Genomic DNA, 14,862 nt, shown 5'->3' on the forward strand with positions numbered 1-14,862 from the left:
TTAACCGGACAACCGGGAGGGGCTTTGAAATGGGTATTCGGCAGACACAGGGGCGGGCACGCCTGTATGACAGCATCCTTGATACAGTCGGCGATACGCCCTGTATCCGGGTCAACCGGATCGCGCCGGATCATGTGACCGTTTATGTGAAGTTCGAAGCGTTCAACCCGGCGGGGTCGGTCAAGGACAGGCTGGCGCTGAATATCATCGAGGCGGCAGAACGGGACGGGAGGTTGAAGCCCGGTCAGACGGTTGTCGAGGCGACATCGGGCAATACCGGGATCGGGCTTGCCATGGTCTGTGCGGCCAAGGGATATCCGCTGGTCATGACGATGGCCGAGAGCTTTTCGGTCGAGCGGCGCAAGCTGATGCGCTTTCTGGGCGCCAAGGTTGTTCTGACCCCCAAGGCACAAAAGGGGTTCGGCATGTATACCAAGGCCAAGGAACTGGCCGAGGAAAACGGGTGGTTTCTGGCCAGCCAGTTCGAGACCGCAGCCAATGCCGATATTCACGAGAATACGACCGCACGGGAAATCCTTGCGGATTTCGAAGGCACGCAGCTGGATTACTGGGTCACGGGATATGGCACCGGCGGCACGGTCGCCGGGGTGTCACGAGTGTTGCGCAAGGAGCGGCCCGATACGAAAATCATCCTGACCGAACCGGCAAATGCCGCCATCGTGTCGTCAGGCTATGTGAATACGCGCAATGACGATCACCAGCCCACCGAAAGCCACCCCAATTTCGAGCCGCACCCGATTCAGGGCTGGACGCCGGATTTCATTCCATGGGTCCTTCAGGAAGCCATCGACAACGCCTATTACGACCAGCTGATCCCTGTTCCGGGGCCGCAAGGGATTGAATGGGCGCGCCGCCTTGCCTCGGAAGAGGGGATATTCACCGGGATCTCGGGCGGGTCGACCTTTGCGGTGGCCATGAATCTGGCGGAAACCGCGGCGCCGGGATCCGTCATGCTGGTGATGCTGCCGGATACGGGCGAGCGTTACCTGTCGACGCCTCTGTTCGAGGGGATCGAAGACGTCATGACGGATGAGGAATATGCGATCTCGGCCTCGACCCCGTCGGCGCAGATGAGCGCGGAATAGGGCGCAGCGTCAGGTTCCGATATCCAGCGCCAGCGCGTGGATGCGGGGCACGATGTCGCCCAGCGCCTTGTGCACGGCCCGGTGACGGGCGACACGGGATTGACCGGCGAATGCGGCGGCGCGGATGCGGACGTTGAAATGGCTTTCGCCGCCTTCCCTGTGACCTGCATGGCCGCGATGGCTTTCGCTGTCGTCGATCACGTCAAGTTCATGCGGGTCAAAGGCGGCTTGCAGGCGGGTTCGGATTTCGTCGGTCACACTCATTTTTTTGCTCAGCGGCAAAATTTTTGCCGCCCCCCTCTTCTACTTTCGGCTGCTTAGACTAAACTGCTGCCTCCGAGTCGAAAAGATGCGTTCGTGAGGATAGAGCATGGCGAAATCAGACCCCTTCGGATTCGATATGTCCGTTTCCAGCGCCAAGAAAAAGAACCCGCGTGGGCGCCGGGGCATGTCAGGCGCGTCCGAGACCTCGGTCAGGATCTGCGATCACGACGGGTGTGACGAGCCGGGCAAGTTCCGCGCGCCAAAGGCACCGGATGTTCTGGATGACTATTTCTGGTTCTGCCAGCAGCACGTGCGCGAGTATAACCAGAAGTGGAACTTCTTCGATGGCACCACTGAGGCAGAGCTGAACGCGCAACGCTCGAAGGACAAGGTTTGGGAACGTGAGACCAAGCCGATGGGAGACCCGGAGGCGCGCGCCTGGGCCCGTCTGGGCATTGAGGACCCGCATCAGGTTCTGGGCGCCAACAGCACGCAGAACAAGGGGCGCACCTCGGGTGGTGGTGGACGTCGCCTGCCCCCCACTGAACGCCGTGCAATCGAGATTCTGGAAGCCCATGACAGCTGGTCCAAAACCGAAGTGCGCAAGGCGTACAAGAAGCTGATCAAGGTGCTGCATCCGGACATGAACGGCGGCGACCGGTCGCAGGAAGAGCAGTTGCAAGAGGTCGTCTGGGCCTGGGACCAGATCAAGGACAGCCGGAATTTCAAGTAGGGCCGCCGTCAGTCGCCAGCTGTTTACACAGTTTGAACGGATTGTGAGGATGCTGTCTGGAAACCTGTTTCAATTCCCGCAATAGTAGTGGGAATTGAAACAGTGCTTTTCCCGGAGCAACCGCTGTGCGTATGCCTTTCTTTTTGCTGCTTGCCTCACTTTGCGGGCTGGTCGTGGCGCAGTTCTATCCAACCGAGATGGACTGGCTGTTCCTTTTGGCCCTGCTTTGTGTGTTCGCCAGTACGATCCTTCTGATCCGGGCCTGGTTCGGCTGGCGCAGGGCCAACACATGGATCATCGTGGACGGGTCGAACGTGATGCACTGGAAAGACGGCGCACCGGATCTGGCAACGTTGCGGCAGGTTCTGGCCAGCCTGAAGCAAGCCGGGTTCAAACCGGGCGTCGTGTTCGATGCTAACGTCGGGTACAAGGTCGAAGGGGAATACATGAACGACCGGGCGCTGAGCCGCGCCCTGGGCTTGCGGGCCAAGCGGGTCATGGTCGCGCCCAAAGGCACGCCGGCAGATCCGTTGATCTTGCAGGCGGCGCGGGACAGCAAGGCACGTATCGTTACAAATGACATGTTCCGGGACTGGGAGGACGAGTTTCCGGATGTGTTGAAAGCGGATCGTCTTGTGAAAGGCGGTTTTCGCAAGGATGAGCTTTGGTTTTCGCTTTGACCACGCGACCATAGCTTTACGCATCGATCCGGGTTTCGTAGCGTTCAGGGATCACACTGACGTGGCCTTGCCCCGACAGAACAGTTTTGGATGCAAGGACCGTGGCACGCAAAGAGCAGAAACCGCCAAACGCGAAGATCCCGCCGGATCATCCGTTTTCTGACATCGTCAGCGATTCGTACAGGGTTTTCGCCTATCCAAAGCCGAGCAGTATCGAGGTTTGCGAAGGCTGCTGCATGGACGCCGATATTGAGGCGGACTTCTTCACGCCGTCCATTGCCGAGCTGCCCCTGCATTACGTTCAGGACTGGTTCTTTGCCGCTTGTGATCCCGCGGGGATAGCCCGCGAAACATGGGGGTACCTGCTGCCCCGGATCCTAGAGATTCTGTCCGTGGACGAAGACCCCGCCAGTGTTGGGCTGGAGGTGAGCCTGAACCGGTTTGAAACCGGTAACCCGGATAACTGGTCACCCGAGGAGTGGCAGATTCTGGACCGGTTCCAGCGCGCGTATCTGAAACGCGAGATGGCACGGGAACGCGGCTGTCTGGACGATACGCTTTGCATGTTCGCCCTGGCAGGGTGGCCGCTGGAGTCGCTGTTCGAACAGGTCGCCGCAAGCCCGGATACCGAATTGGTGCTGCGCCTGTGGCGCGATTGGTGTGCATATTGTATTCCGGGGCGGGACTCGATCTGGATCACCGCGTTCTGGAACAGCCCCGGCAATACGCGAGCCTTTGAGTTTTACACCTCGGAAGCGATGCACGACAGGATGACCCGCATTGCGTTCGCCGAAGACACTCCGGAGGATATCGCGGAAAAGGCGCTGGCCGTGGCCAGTGTTATCGAGACCCATGCCGATTGGGGCATAGGCGGGTTGAACGGCCCATAATGCCCGTGCCATGCGCGAATGATGTTGGGTCGATGTCCCGGAGGATGAAGGCGTCAAACCTTGTTCGGTTGATCCCCGATTAGCAACTTCTGCACGAATGCAGTAAACAGCGGGGCGTGATCCGGGCGCGCACCAACAGCGGCGCCACGATTTCCGTTATGTGGGCCTAGTCTGCGAACATGTCTCGCAACGCGCGTGCCTCACGCCCGGTCAGGCAGCTTAGGCACGTTTGGGGGTGCGGTCCTGCGTCTGAAAGTAACCCCGGAAAGAGCGCGCGCAGTTCCTCGACATCGTCGCGATGCAGTGATTTCAGCGCCATATCGCCCGGAAACAGGCTTTCGCTTTGCAGGCCGTGCGAGGTGAGGATCACATGTTCGGCGCAGGCGATGTGGTAATATGTCACCGCCTCGCCCGTCGTCACCTGCCGGATGGTATCATCGTTGACCAGATGAATGGCCGCGCAGAACACGCTTGGTGCGCCAAAATAAAGCTCGGCCCGCCAGCCCCCCAGCACGACCCGGTGTTGCGGAGAAAGGTAAAGATCCCTGTCCGGCAGGCCCTTGCCCATCGCATCGCGCCGGATGCAAACCGGGTTGAATTGGGGCCGGACGCGCAGGATTTGCGCGCTGAGCGTTCGTTTGCCGATCCATTCGATGGGCAGCGTGGTCCCACCGGCCACGCAAACCCGATCGCCCACGGCCAGATCTTCGACCGGGCGCGGGCCGCAATCCGTTTCGATCAGGGTGCCCGAGACAAAACAGGGTGGATCGGTCGGGTTCAGATCAACCGGGGTGATCTTCCAGTTGCCTGTGGTCATCGGGCCTGTTGGGTTATTGGCATCCCAGGCGTAGATCTGCCCGCCGACCTGAATGAACTCTCCGGATTCCCCGGTTCCGCGATAGTTTCCCTGGCCAAGATAGGTGTAGGGCTGGAAGGTCGTGCCCCCATCAAACGACACCATCGAACCGCTGATGATCGCGGGTTGTGTCGTGTTCTGGACGATGAGATCGTTCTGGCCCGTCGTATTGACGGTGTGGAGAAGAGCGTTAAATGCCACCGGGAGTCACCGCAGCTTTGCAGGCAATTTCTAACGTCTGCCTGTCATTCGACACGGAGCGACACCCCGGTAAGGCCTGCGCTTGGCATTCCTGCTTCACCAACACCCGATCACTTACAAAACGCCCCATAAGACCATATTATATGCCTGATAAGGTCATCCTCTACAACATGTAGATTGTTGAATACCTACCTGCGTGCAGCCTTTCGGACACATGGTTTGGCGGGTGCGTCCGAATGGCAGCACTGTCATTGTTGATGAACACGGCTTGATCTGCGTCTTGTACCCATCGCGACCAAGGATCGTCCGCGCGTCAATAGGGCCAGTTTGAAAGAAAAACCTGCTCACCTTTCGGAGCGGGCCGCTTTCCCTTGCCCTTGTCCGCAATATGTTGCACCACACACGGGTTCAAACCCGGTGAGCGGGGCAAAGGATAAGGACAAGGCGCATGGCTGACGGATCGATCGATGTAAACGCAAAACCCACCGAAGATATCTCGGTCCGTGACGTATTTGGCATTGATACGGACATGAAGGTCAAAGGGTTTGCCGAAGCCACCGACCGTGTGCCCGTGATCGACCCGACCTACAAGTTTGACCCCGAGACAACATTGGCGATCCTGGCGGGCTTTGCCCATAATCGCAGGGTGATGATTCAGGGCTATCACGGCACCGGCAAATCGACCCATATCGAGCAGGTCGCCGCCCGTCTGAACTGGCCCGCTGTGCGCGTGAACCTGGACAGCCACATCAGCCGGATTGACCTGATCGGCAAGGACGCAATCAAACTGCGCGATGGCAAGCAGGTGACCGAGTTCCACGAAGGTATCCTGCCCTGGGCCCTGCGCAACCCCGTGGCCATCGTGTTCGACGAATATGACGCAGGCCGCGCCGACGTGATGTTCGTGATCCAGCGGGTGCTGGAACATGATGGCAAACTGACCCTGCTGGACCAGAACGAGATCATCACGCCGAACCCGTGTTTCCGCCTGTTTGCCACCGCAAACACCGTGGGTCTGGGCGATACCACGGGGCTGTACCACGGCACGCAGCAGATCAACCAGGCACAGATGGACCGCTGGTCGCTGGTCTCGACCCTGAACTATCTGAGCCATGATGCCGAGACGATGATCGTGCTGTCGAAGGCGCCGCATTACAACACCGCCGAGGGCCGCAAGACCGTCAGCCAGATGGTCACCGTGGCCGATCTGACCCGGACCGCCTTCATGAATGGCGACCTGTCCACCGTCATGAGCCCGCGGACCGTGATCAACTGGGCGCAGAATGCCGAGATCTTCCGCAACGTGGGTTATGCTTTCCGCCTGTCGTTCCTGAACAAGTGCGACGAGTTGGAACGTCAGACCGTTGCCGAGTTCTATCAGCGCTGCTTTGACGAGGAATTGCCGGAAAGCGCGGCGAGTGCGAGCTTGGGCTAAGCGCCCGGATTGCGCCCGTTCCGGGCGCAATGCCTCCGGCGGGGATATTTTTGGCCAGATGAAGTCGGATCCGTTATTGTTTTCCGCGCCGGGCAGGTCACTTTGATGAGGGCTTAAGGACATGGCACAGAAGAACGACAACCCTGCCGATCCCTTCAAGAAGGCCTTGGCCGAGGCCACCAAGGTCATGGCCAACGACCCTGAGCTGAACATCTCATACACGGTCGACCCATCAGGTCTGTCGGGCGAGGCGATGCGGCTGCCGCAGGTGTCTCGGCGTATGACGCGGGAAGAGGTTCTGCTGGCGCGCGGCACGGCGGATGCGCTGGCCTTGCAGCGCCGGTATCATGATGACGCCACCCATGCGCGCTATGCGCCTCCGGGGGATATGGCGCGGGACTTGTACGAGGCGATGGAGACGGCGCGTTGCGAGGCGATGGGTGCGCGGGATATGCCCGGCACCGCCAGCAACATAGACGTCAAGATCGGGCATGAGGCGATCCGGCGCGGATATGACCAGTGCAAGCAACCTGCCGATGCGCCTTTGTCGGTCGCGGCGGGCTATCTGATCCGGCATCTGGCCACCGGGCGCGATCTGCCGCCTGCGGCCGAGAACATCATGAACCTGTGGCGCGGGTTTATTGAGGAACAGGCCGGTGGCGTCTTGGAGAACCTTGATGACGTGCTGTCGGATCAGGCGGAGTTTGCCAAGTTCGCGCGGCAGATGATCAAGGATCTGGGCTATGGCGATCAGCTGGGCGATGACCCCGACGAGCTGGACGACGATCAGGAAGATCAGGCCGAGGACGACGCCGAGGAACAGCCCGATCCTGACAGCACCGGTCAGGATGATCAGGACGATCAGGACGCGGATGCGACCCCTGAGCAGACACAGGAAGAGCAGCAGGATCAATCTCAGGCGCAGGTCTCGATGGATGAGATGGCCGAGGATGAGCTGGGTGACGAGGCGGAGATGCCGGATGGCGAAGCGCCGCTGGAGCCGCCTGCCCCGCCGCCCGCATCCGAGGCCGACCCGGATTACAAGGTCTATCTGAGCACGCATGATGAAGAGATTGCGGCCGAAGATCTGGCCGAGCCTGCGGAACTGGAACGGCTGCGGGCCTATCTGGATCAGCAGCTTGAACCTTTGAAAGGTGCGGTTTCGCGCCTTGCCAACAAGTTGCAGCGCCGATTGCAGGCGCAACAGAACCGCAGTTGGGAATTCGACCGCGAGGAAGGCATTCTGGATGCGGGCCGTCTGGCGCGCGTTGTGGCAAACCCCACCACACCGCTGAGTTTCAAGGTCGAGAAGGATACCGAGTTCCGCGATACGGTGGTGACGCTGTTGCTGGACAATTCGGGGTCGATGCGGGGGCGTCCGATCTCGATCGCGGCCATTTGTGCCGATGTTCTGGCGCGGACGCTGGAGCGCTGCAATGTGAAGGTCGAGATTCTGGGCTTTACCACGCGGGCGTGGAAAGGCGGACAGGCGCGCGAGGCATGGCTGAACGATGGCCGCCCGCAGCAACCCGGCCGTCTGAACGACCTGCGCCACATCATCTACAAGGGTGCCGATGCGCCTTGGCGGCGGGCGCGGCCCAATCTGGGTCTGATGATGAAAGAGGGCCTGCTGAAGGAAAACATCGACGGTGAGGCGCTGGAATGGGCGCATCGCCGGATGATCGCGCGGCGCGAGCAGCGCAAGATTCTGATGGTGATTTCGGATGGAGCTCCGGTTGATGATTCAACGCTGAGCGTGAACCCCGCCAACTATCTGGAAAAGCACCTGCGCGATGTGATTGCCATGGTGGAAAAGCGCAAGATGGTCGAGCTGCTGGCGATTGGTATCGGTCATGATGTGACCCGGTATTACGACCGTGCGGTGACGATCACCGATGTGGAACAGCTGGCTGGTGCGATGACGGAACAACTGGCGGCTTTGTTCGACAGTGATCCACGCGCGCGGGCGCGGGTGATGGGGATGAAAAAGGTTGGCTAGGCTGGCCTTGCCTCCGGCGGGAGTATTTCCCAAAAGATGAAAAGGCGGCGATATCGACCGCCCGGCTGAGGGAGGAGTAGTATGTTCCAGTCCTTTGAGGTGACCGCGCGGCCCGAGCAGGGGCCGCCGCGTCTGGCTGCGTTGCGCGCTGAGCTGGTGCGCGAAGGGTTGGACGGGTTTCTGATCCCACGGTCGGATGCGCACCAGGGCGAGTATGTGGCCCCGCGGGATGAGCGTCTGGCCTGGTTGACCGGGTTTACGGGATCGGCCGGGTTCTGTGCTGCGCTGACCGACATGGCTGGTGTGTTCATCGACGGGCGGTATCGCACGCAGGTCAAGGCGCAGGTCGCGGATGTGTTCACGCCGGTGCCGTGGCCTGACGTGAGCCTGAGTGCATGGCTGAAAGAGCAGTTGCCCGGTGGAGGCAAGGTCGGTTTCGACCCATGGCTGCACGCGGCAGGGCAAATCTCGGCCGCGCTTGACGAGCTTGAGGGCACAGGCGTCGAACTGGTGCGCTGCGACAATCTGGTGGACCGGATCTGGGCAGACCAGCCTGAACCGCCGATGCAGGCCGTCAAGGCGCATCCGATCGAGTTTGCGGGTGAAACCGCTGACAGCAAGATTGCCAGACTGGCCGCAGACCTGCGGCAGGCTGGGCGAAAGGCCGCAGTAATCACATTGCCGGATTCGATCATGTGGCTGCTGAACATCCGGGGATCGGATATCGCTTACAACCCCGTGGCCCACGGGTTTGCGATCCTGCATGACGACGGCAGGGTCGATCTGTTCATGTCTGCGGCAAAACTGTTGGACGTGCAGGATCATCTGGACCCGAAGGTAACGGTGCGCAACCCTGCGGAGTTTCTGGATGCGGTGGCAGCGCTGGACGGTGCGGTGCAGGTGGATCTGAGCACGGTGCCGCAGATCGTGGCAGACGCGTTGGGCGATGCCATGGTGGATGGCGGCGACCCCTGTGCCCTGCCCAAGGCCTGCAAGAACCCGGCCGAAATCGCGGGCAGCGCCGAGGCGCATTTGCGCGATGCGGTGGCGGTGGTCGAAACCTTGTGCTGGCTGGACGCACAGCCCCCCGGCGGCCTGTCCGAGACACAGGTGGTCACGCGGCTGGAAGAAAACCGCCGCAGGGACAATGTGTTGCAGGATATCTCGTTCGATACCATTGCCGGGACAGGCCCGAACGGCGCGATCATGCATTACCGCGTGACGGACGAGACCGACAGCCGGTTGCAGGATGGTCATCTGCTGGTGCTGGACAGTGGCGGGCAATATCTGGATGGCACCACCGATATCACGCGGACGCTTGCCATCGGCTCTGTCGGGGCGGAGGAAAAGACCTGCTTCACCCGCGTGCTGAAGGGCATGATTGCCATGTCGATGCTGCGCTGGCCCGCAGGGCTGGCCGGGCGCGACATCGAATGCGTGGCCCGCACGCCGCTATGGGCGGCGGGGCAGGACTTCAACCATGGTGTCGGACACGGCGTCGGGGCCTATCTGAGCGTGCATGAGGGGCCGCAACGCCTGTCGAAGGTCAGCCATGTCCCGCTGCAACCCGGCATGATCTTGTCGAATGAGCCGGGATATTACCGCGAGGGCGCTTTTGGCATCCGCATAGAAAACCTAGTGGTGGTGGAAGAGGCCCCGGCCCTGCCCGGGGGCGATGCGGAACGCGCGATGCTGTGCTGGCGCACCCTGACATTTGTGCCAATTGACCGCAGGCTGATCATGGTGGATATGTTGACGCCTGACGAACGCGGCTGGCTGAACGCCTATCATCGCGACGTCGCGGAAAAAATCCGCCCAAGGCTGGGACATGACGCGCAACTGTGGTTGGATGCCGCAACTGCGCCGATCTGACACCCGCCTGTTACATAGAACGGGCAGAGGAGAGGCCCCAATACGTCGACGGAAGGAATAGAAATGACTGAGATCACGATCCAAAAAGCACCGGGCAAATGGACTGTCCGTTCGGGCGGTGCGATTCTGGGCGAAACGAGCAACGCGCTGGAACTGCACGAAGGCGACAAAGCTCCGGTGATTTACTTTCCGCGCGGCGATGTTGCGATGGCGTTTCTGGACCAGACCGACAAGGTGACGCATTGCGCCGGCAAGGGCGACGCGACGCATTTTTCCATCTTCAACAAATCCTCGGTGACCGAAAACGCGGTCTGGAGCTATGAAGACCCGATTTCCACCGTGGCCGAGATCAAGGGATACCTGGCATTTTATCCGGTGGACTCGGTGAAGGTGGAGCAGATTTAGAGGCGCCGGACAGGGTTTCAGCGGAGGTTTCCGGAACGCTTGTCCCGGTCGCGGAAGCCTACGAATGCTCCTCGGCCGCGGTGGCTGCAAGGGCCCGGTTGTAAGCCTTGAGCGCGTCGACATGGTAGAGTGCGCCAACCGGTGTCTCGGACCCGTCCTGTTCCAGAACGACAACCGGAATGCAGGGAATGTCGTCGCGATCGAAATAGGGCATCGCGGCCTCAAGCGTGGCGCTGGCCTGAATGCACAGGCCCTGTTTGATCAGGGCTTGCGCCTCGTCCGCAGTGATCGACCGTTGATCCCCGAGCGGACGCATTACTGCCCCGGCACGGAGCATCGCCAGCAGATAAGCCTGCGGCCCGGCGGCCAGGTGGACATCGCGGCGTTCCAGCTGGGTCAGGAAGAACGACCTGTCCACCAGGCGTGAGGCCAGCGCCGTGGACATGGACACACTGACCATAACAGCAAGGCCGATCTGCCAGTCGCCGGTCAGTTCAAACACGATCAGAGTGGTCGAGATCGGGGCACCCAGCACCGCCGCGGCCACCGCGCCCATTCCGGCAAAGGCATAAAGCGTGTGCGTGCCGGACACATCCGGCAGCAGCCCTGTGGCGATCAGTCCGAACGCAAGCCCGGTCAGCGCGCCGATCATCAGGGACGGTGAAAACACCCCACCCCCCATGCGCCCGCCCATGGTGATCGCCACAGCCACTGTCTTGGTCACCGCAAAAAGGATCGCGGTCGTCAGAACCAGATCACCGGTCAGGGCGCGGATCGTAGTCTGGTACCCGACACCGATGATATGCGGGAACCAGATCGCCATCAGCCCCAGCATCGCGCCGGACACGGCCGGTCGCAGCCAGCCCGGAATGGACAGGCGGTTCTGGATATGGCTGCCGATATCTTCAGCAAAGAAGATCGATCGCATCAGCAGCAGCGCGACAAAGCCGCAGATCAGGCCGAGGATCAGGAAGGCGGGAAGTTCGACATAGAATTGCAGCGATCCGGGCGTTTCCAGCGTGAACTCGGTAACGTCGCCATATTCGAGGCGGTTGATTACCGTTCCGGCGACCGAGGCGATGACGATCGGGGCAAAGGCATGCACGGCGAAGTGGCGCAGCACGACCTCGAGCGCGAACAGGGCCCCGGCGATGGGGGCGTTGAAGCTGGCTGATACGGCGGCGGCGACAGCACAGCCCAGCAGGTCGCGGCCCGTAATCCCGTCGGCATGGATGCGGTTGCTGACCCAGGTGGAAATCACCCCGGCCATATGCACCACGGGGCCTTCTCGGCCCGTTGACCCGCCCGAACTGAGCGTGATCAGCGAGGCAAAGAACGAGGCGATGCCGGCCTTGACCTCGACCCGCCCGTCGGTGATGGCGGACCCTTCGATCACATCTGCGACTGACCTCACGCGCCCGTCATTGGTGAACCGGTTCAGGATCAGGCCCACGACCAGCCCACCGATGATCGGGATGATCAGGATCATGAACCACGGCAGTTTCTCGGCATGGCTGTGCAGCAGCAGGACGTCGCCGGTGTCATAGAGATAGGCCTGCAACGCACGGATGGCTTTGCGGAACCCAAGCGCCATGAAACCGGCAGCGATACCGATGACCAGTGCGATGAACCAGAACTGGATCTGGCTTGGCCCCCGGCGCAGCATCACCCGCCACGCATCCTTGATCGCGGCCAGAGCCTGATTGAGCTGGTTGCGCAGAACGGTGCGGGTCGACTGGGTCATTGGCCCTCGCGGATCATCACGTAACCCTTAGTAAGCCACGGAGCACCCTAATAAAAGTGAGATAGCGACAGTGTGAGGCCAATTCGTGCCACGGGCGCATCAGGCCTGCAGCAGGGCCCGGGCGGCGGCGCGGGCCTCGTCCGTGATGGTGTCGCCCGCCACCATGCGCGCAATCTCGTCCACCCGGTCGGGCTGGGCCAGAGGGATGACGGTGGACAGGGTTTGCCCGTCCGTGACCTGTTTCTGCACCCGCCAGTGATGCGCCGCACGCGCGGCGACCTGCGGAGAATGGGTGACAACCAGCACCTGCCCGCCCTGCGCCAATGACGCGAGCCTGCGCCCGACCGCGTCGGCAGTGGCCCCGCCAACGCCGCGATCAATCTCGTCAAAGATCATCGTGCGGGCGCTGTCATCGCCCGACAGGCACACTTTGAGCGCCAGCAGGAAGCGGCTGAGTTCACCCCCCGAGGCGATCTTGTTCAGCGGCCCCGCCGGCGCGCCCGGGTTGGTGGCCACGGTAAAGGCCACCGCGTCGGTTCCTTCGGGGCCGGGTTCAGCCGGGATGAGTTCGGTCCGGAACACCGCGCGTTCCATTTTGAGCGGAGCCAGTTCCGCCATGACGGCAGCGTCCAGCCGCCCGGCAGCCGCCGCGCGGGCCGCGCTGAGGTCGGCGGCAGCATTGTCATAAGCCTTTTGTGCCGCGTCCACAGCGGCACGCCTGTCCGCCAGGTCGGCATCGCCTGCTTCCAACTGGTTGAGGCGGGTGCGCAGAGTGTCGGCAAACGCGCCCAGGTCATCCGGGGCCACGTCATGTTTGCGGGCCAGTGCGCGGATGGCAAACAGGCGTTCCTCGGCCTGCTCCAGTTCCGACGGGTTGAAGTCCAGCGCCTGAAGGCAGGCGTTCACGCCATCCTGCGCCTCGCCCAGTTCAATCATCGCGCGCCCCAGCGCGGCAATCGGTTCGTCCAGCTGACCACCTGCGTTGCCGGACACGCCTTCCAGCCACCGGATAGCGTCGGACATCGCCCCTTCGGCACCGTCCCCCGACAGCAGCGCGTAGGCGCGGGCGACATCATCGCGGATACGCTCGGCCCCTTGCATCATGCGGCGGCGGGCATCAAGTTCGGCATCCTCACCGGGCTGAGGATCAAGCTGATCCAGCTCGGAAACCGCGTGGCGCAGGAAATCTTCCTCACTTCGGACGGCGGCCAGCGCGGCCTCGGTCTCGGTCAGAGCCTTGCGGGCGCGTGACATAACGGTCCAGGCCGCACGAACGGATGTCAGCCGGTCCGAGACCCCGGCGAAATCGTCCAGCATGGCCCGGTGGCCGCGCGGGTTCAGCAACCCGCGGTCATCGTGCTGGCCGTGCAGTTCGATCAGGGTTTCCGACAGTGCGCGCAGCACATCGCCCGAGCAGCGACGGTCATTGACCCAAGCGGTCTTGCGCCCTTCGGCGGTGTTGACCCGGCGCAGGATCAGCTCATCCCCGCCTGGCAGGCCCGCTTCGGACAGTATCGCATGTGCGGGATGATCGGCGGAAAGCTCGAACTCGGCCACAACCTCGCCCTGTGCCGCACCTTGCCGTACCAGTTCCGCACGCCCGCGCCAGCCCAAAACAAAGCCCAGCGAATCCAGAAGGATCGACTTGCCCGCGCCGGTTTCACCGGTCAACGCATTCAGGCCCGGCTGAAAACTGAGTTCCAGCCGGTCGATGATCAGCATGTCGCGGATATCAAGGGCGCGCAGCATCGGGTCTTCAGCGTCCCAAGCCTAATGCCATGGCGATTACAACCACTCACCCTTGATGGTCTGACGATAGATCGTGCTGAGCCAGTTGTTGCCACGGCTCTTGAGCTGAAGCCCGCGTGAGGTCAGCAGCTTGTACGCATCGTCATACCATTCCGAGGATTGGTAGTTGTAGCCAAGGATGGCACCTGCGGTTTGCGCCTCATCCAGCAGGCCGAGGGAAAGATAAGCCTCGACCAAGCGATAAAGCGCTTCGGCGGTGTGGGACGTGGTCTGGAAATCCTCGACCACGACGCGGAAGCGGTTGATGGCCGCGGCAAAGTGATCCTGACGCAGGTAATAGCGCCCGATCTCCATCTCTTTGCCGGCCAGATGGTCAAAGGCCAGATCGAATTTCAACACTGCCGAGGTGGCATATTCGCTGTCGGGATAAACCTCGATCACGGTGCGCAGCGATTGCAGCGCCTGAAAGGTCAGCCCCTGATCGCGCCCGACCTCGTCAATCTGGTCGTAATAGCTGAGCGCCAGCAGATACTGGGCATAGGCCGCGTCTTCGTCCGTTGGATAGAAGTCGATATACCGCTGGGCCGCGGCCCGGCTTTCTTCGTAGTTCTTGTCGGAGTGGAACGAGAACGCCTGCATGATCAGCGCACGCTTGGCCCAGTCTGAATAGGGATACAGACGCTCAACCTCGGAGAAATACCAAGCCGCGTCATCCGAGCGATTCTGCGACAGTTCGTATTCGCCACGGGTGTAGATCTGTTCCGGTGTGAACCCTTCCAGATTCTGTTCCCGGTCCGCGCCCTTGTTGCCGAAAAGGCCGCCCCCGTTACCGCATGCCGTCAAAACTGCTGCCAGAAGAACCGCGCCTGCGAATCTGACTGCCGCTTTGCTGCCAACCATACCGCCCATCCTTGTCGTCTTACTTAAT

Annotated in this window: 13 protein-coding genes; 8 read left to right on the forward strand and 5 right to left on the reverse strand. The window is 61.5% G+C overall.

The genetic code is table 11. The features are described from left to right. The first annotated feature begins 29 nt into the window (after positions 1 to 29). A complete protein-coding gene (locus ACR0ID_RS06310) occupies positions 30 to 1,106 on the forward strand; it encodes a PLP-dependent cysteine synthase family protein (protein ID WP_480604426.1) in 1,077 nt (358 codons plus the stop codon). A 9-nt stretch (positions 1,107 to 1,115) separates the two neighbouring features. Here the strand turns inward: ACR0ID_RS06310 and ACR0ID_RS06315 are convergent, their stop codons facing one another. Then, on the reverse strand, positions 1,116 to 1,370 hold the full coding sequence (locus ACR0ID_RS06315; protein ID WP_209597754.1) for a BolA family protein: 255 nt from the start codon (positions 1,368 to 1,370) through the stop codon (positions 1,116 to 1,118). Positions 1,371 to 1,476: 106 nt separating this feature from the next. On the opposite strand from ACR0ID_RS06315, the gene ACR0ID_RS06320 reads away from it, so the two are divergent. The 3 genes from ACR0ID_RS06320 (at position 1,477) to ACR0ID_RS06330 (ending at position 3,673) form a co-directional block, all read left to right on the forward strand. Next, positions 1,477 to 2,103 (forward strand): J domain-containing protein, encoded by a 627-nt coding sequence (locus tag ACR0ID_RS06320; protein WP_480475989.1) that lies wholly within the window; start codon positions 1,477 to 1,479, stop codon positions 2,101 to 2,103. A 131-nt stretch (positions 2,104 to 2,234) separates the two neighbouring features. Further along, the gene (locus tag ACR0ID_RS06325) at positions 2,235 to 2,783 is read left to right on the forward strand and encodes an NYN domain-containing protein (protein ID WP_480517720.1); all 549 of its coding nucleotides are present in this window, start codon (positions 2,235 to 2,237) and stop codon (positions 2,781 to 2,783) included. 101 nt (positions 2,784 to 2,884) lie between these two features. After that, positions 2,885 to 3,673 carry a hypothetical protein gene (locus ACR0ID_RS06330; RefSeq protein ID WP_480516318.1) on the forward strand — a complete coding sequence of 263 codons (789 nt, stop codon included), beginning with the start codon at positions 2,885 to 2,887 and terminating at the stop codon, positions 3,671 to 3,673. A 166-nt stretch (positions 3,674 to 3,839) separates the two neighbouring features. Here ACR0ID_RS06330 and ACR0ID_RS06335 read toward each other — a convergent pair whose 3' ends face one another. Further along, on the reverse strand, positions 3,840 to 4,730 hold the full coding sequence (locus tag ACR0ID_RS06335) for a Hint domain-containing protein (protein WP_480475983.1): 891 nt from the start codon (positions 4,728 to 4,730) through the stop codon (positions 3,840 to 3,842). A gap of 448 nt (positions 4,731 to 5,178) precedes the next feature. On the opposite strand from ACR0ID_RS06335, the gene cobS reads away from it, so the two are divergent. The 4 genes from cobS to ACR0ID_RS06355 all read left to right on the forward strand — a co-directional run bounded on the left by cobS (position 5,179) and on the right by ACR0ID_RS06355 (position 10,441). Further along, positions 5,179 to 6,165, forward strand: coding sequence for a cobaltochelatase subunit CobS (gene cobS, locus ACR0ID_RS06340; RefSeq protein ID WP_480475981.1), 987 nt, complete (start codon positions 5,179 to 5,181; stop codon positions 6,163 to 6,165). A 121-nt stretch (positions 6,166 to 6,286) separates the two neighbouring features. Then, the gene (gene cobT / locus ACR0ID_RS06345; protein WP_480475979.1) at positions 6,287 to 8,164 is read left to right on the forward strand and encodes a cobaltochelatase subunit CobT; all 1,878 of its coding nucleotides are present in this window, start codon (positions 6,287 to 6,289) and stop codon (positions 8,162 to 8,164) included. Between the two features lie 81 nt (positions 8,165 to 8,245). Further along, a complete protein-coding gene (locus ACR0ID_RS06350) occupies positions 8,246 to 10,036 on the forward strand; it encodes an aminopeptidase P family protein (protein WP_480604429.1) in 1,791 nt (596 codons plus the stop codon). Between the two features lie 63 nt (positions 10,037 to 10,099). Further along, positions 10,100 to 10,441, forward strand: coding sequence for a DUF427 domain-containing protein (locus ACR0ID_RS06355; protein ID WP_480604431.1), 342 nt, complete (start codon positions 10,100 to 10,102; stop codon positions 10,439 to 10,441). A gap of 58 nt (positions 10,442 to 10,499) precedes the next feature. Here ACR0ID_RS06355 and ACR0ID_RS06360 read toward each other — a convergent pair whose 3' ends face one another. The 3 genes from ACR0ID_RS06360 to ACR0ID_RS06370 form a co-directional block, all read right to left on the reverse strand. Next, positions 10,500 to 12,185, reverse strand: coding sequence for a chloride channel protein (locus ACR0ID_RS06360; protein WP_480604433.1), 1,686 nt, complete (start codon positions 12,183 to 12,185; stop codon positions 10,500 to 10,502). A gap of 99 nt (positions 12,186 to 12,284) precedes the next feature. Then, positions 12,285 to 13,934: a DNA repair protein RecN gene (gene recN, locus ACR0ID_RS06365; RefSeq protein ID WP_480604435.1), complete on the reverse strand. Its 1,650-nt coding sequence runs from the start codon at positions 13,932 to 13,934 to the stop codon at positions 12,285 to 12,287. A gap of 36 nt (positions 13,935 to 13,970) precedes the next feature. Further along, positions 13,971 to 14,834 (reverse strand): outer membrane protein assembly factor BamD, encoded by an 864-nt coding sequence (locus ACR0ID_RS06370; RefSeq protein WP_480475969.1) that lies wholly within the window; start codon positions 14,832 to 14,834, stop codon positions 13,971 to 13,973. Positions 14,835 to 14,862 lie beyond the last annotated feature (28 nt).

The sequence above is a fragment of the Ruegeria sp. AL2 genome (genome assembly GCF_056540845.1).

What these genes read in the sequence shown, in the direction of transcription:
- ACR0ID_RS06350 (WP_480604429.1), top strand. Translation starts at nt 8,246, where the DNA reads ATGTTCCAGTCCTTTGAGGTGACCGCGCGGCCCGAGCAGGGGCCGCCG.
- cobT (WP_480475979.1), top strand. Translation starts at nt 6,287, where the DNA reads ATGGCACAGAAGAACGACAACCCTGCCGATCCCTTCAAGAAGGCCTTG.
- ACR0ID_RS06325 (WP_480517720.1), top strand. Translation starts at nt 2,235, where the DNA reads ATGCCTTTCTTTTTGCTGCTTGCCTCACTTTGCGGGCTGGTCGTGGCG.
- ACR0ID_RS06360 (WP_480604433.1), bottom strand. Translation starts at nt 12,185, where the DNA reads ATGACCCAGTCGACCCGCACCGTTCTGCGCAACCAGCTCAATCAGGCT.
- ACR0ID_RS06310 (WP_480604426.1), top strand. Translation starts at nt 30, where the DNA reads ATGGGTATTCGGCAGACACAGGGGCGGGCACGCCTGTATGACAGCATC.
- cobS (WP_480475981.1), top strand. Translation starts at nt 5,179, where the DNA reads ATGGCTGACGGATCGATCGATGTAAACGCAAAACCCACCGAAGATATC.
- ACR0ID_RS06370 (WP_480475969.1), bottom strand. Translation starts at nt 14,834, where the DNA reads ATGGTTGGCAGCAAAGCGGCAGTCAGATTCGCAGGCGCGGTTCTTCTG.
- ACR0ID_RS06320 (WP_480475989.1), top strand. Translation starts at nt 1,477, where the DNA reads ATGGCGAAATCAGACCCCTTCGGATTCGATATGTCCGTTTCCAGCGCC.
- recN (WP_480604435.1), bottom strand. Translation starts at nt 13,934, where the DNA reads ATGCTGCGCGCCCTTGATATCCGCGACATGCTGATCATCGACCGGCTG.
- ACR0ID_RS06355 (WP_480604431.1), top strand. Translation starts at nt 10,100, where the DNA reads ATGACTGAGATCACGATCCAAAAAGCACCGGGCAAATGGACTGTCCGT.
- ACR0ID_RS06315 (WP_209597754.1), bottom strand. Translation starts at nt 1,370, where the DNA reads ATGAGTGTGACCGACGAAATCCGAACCCGCCTGCAAGCCGCCTTTGAC.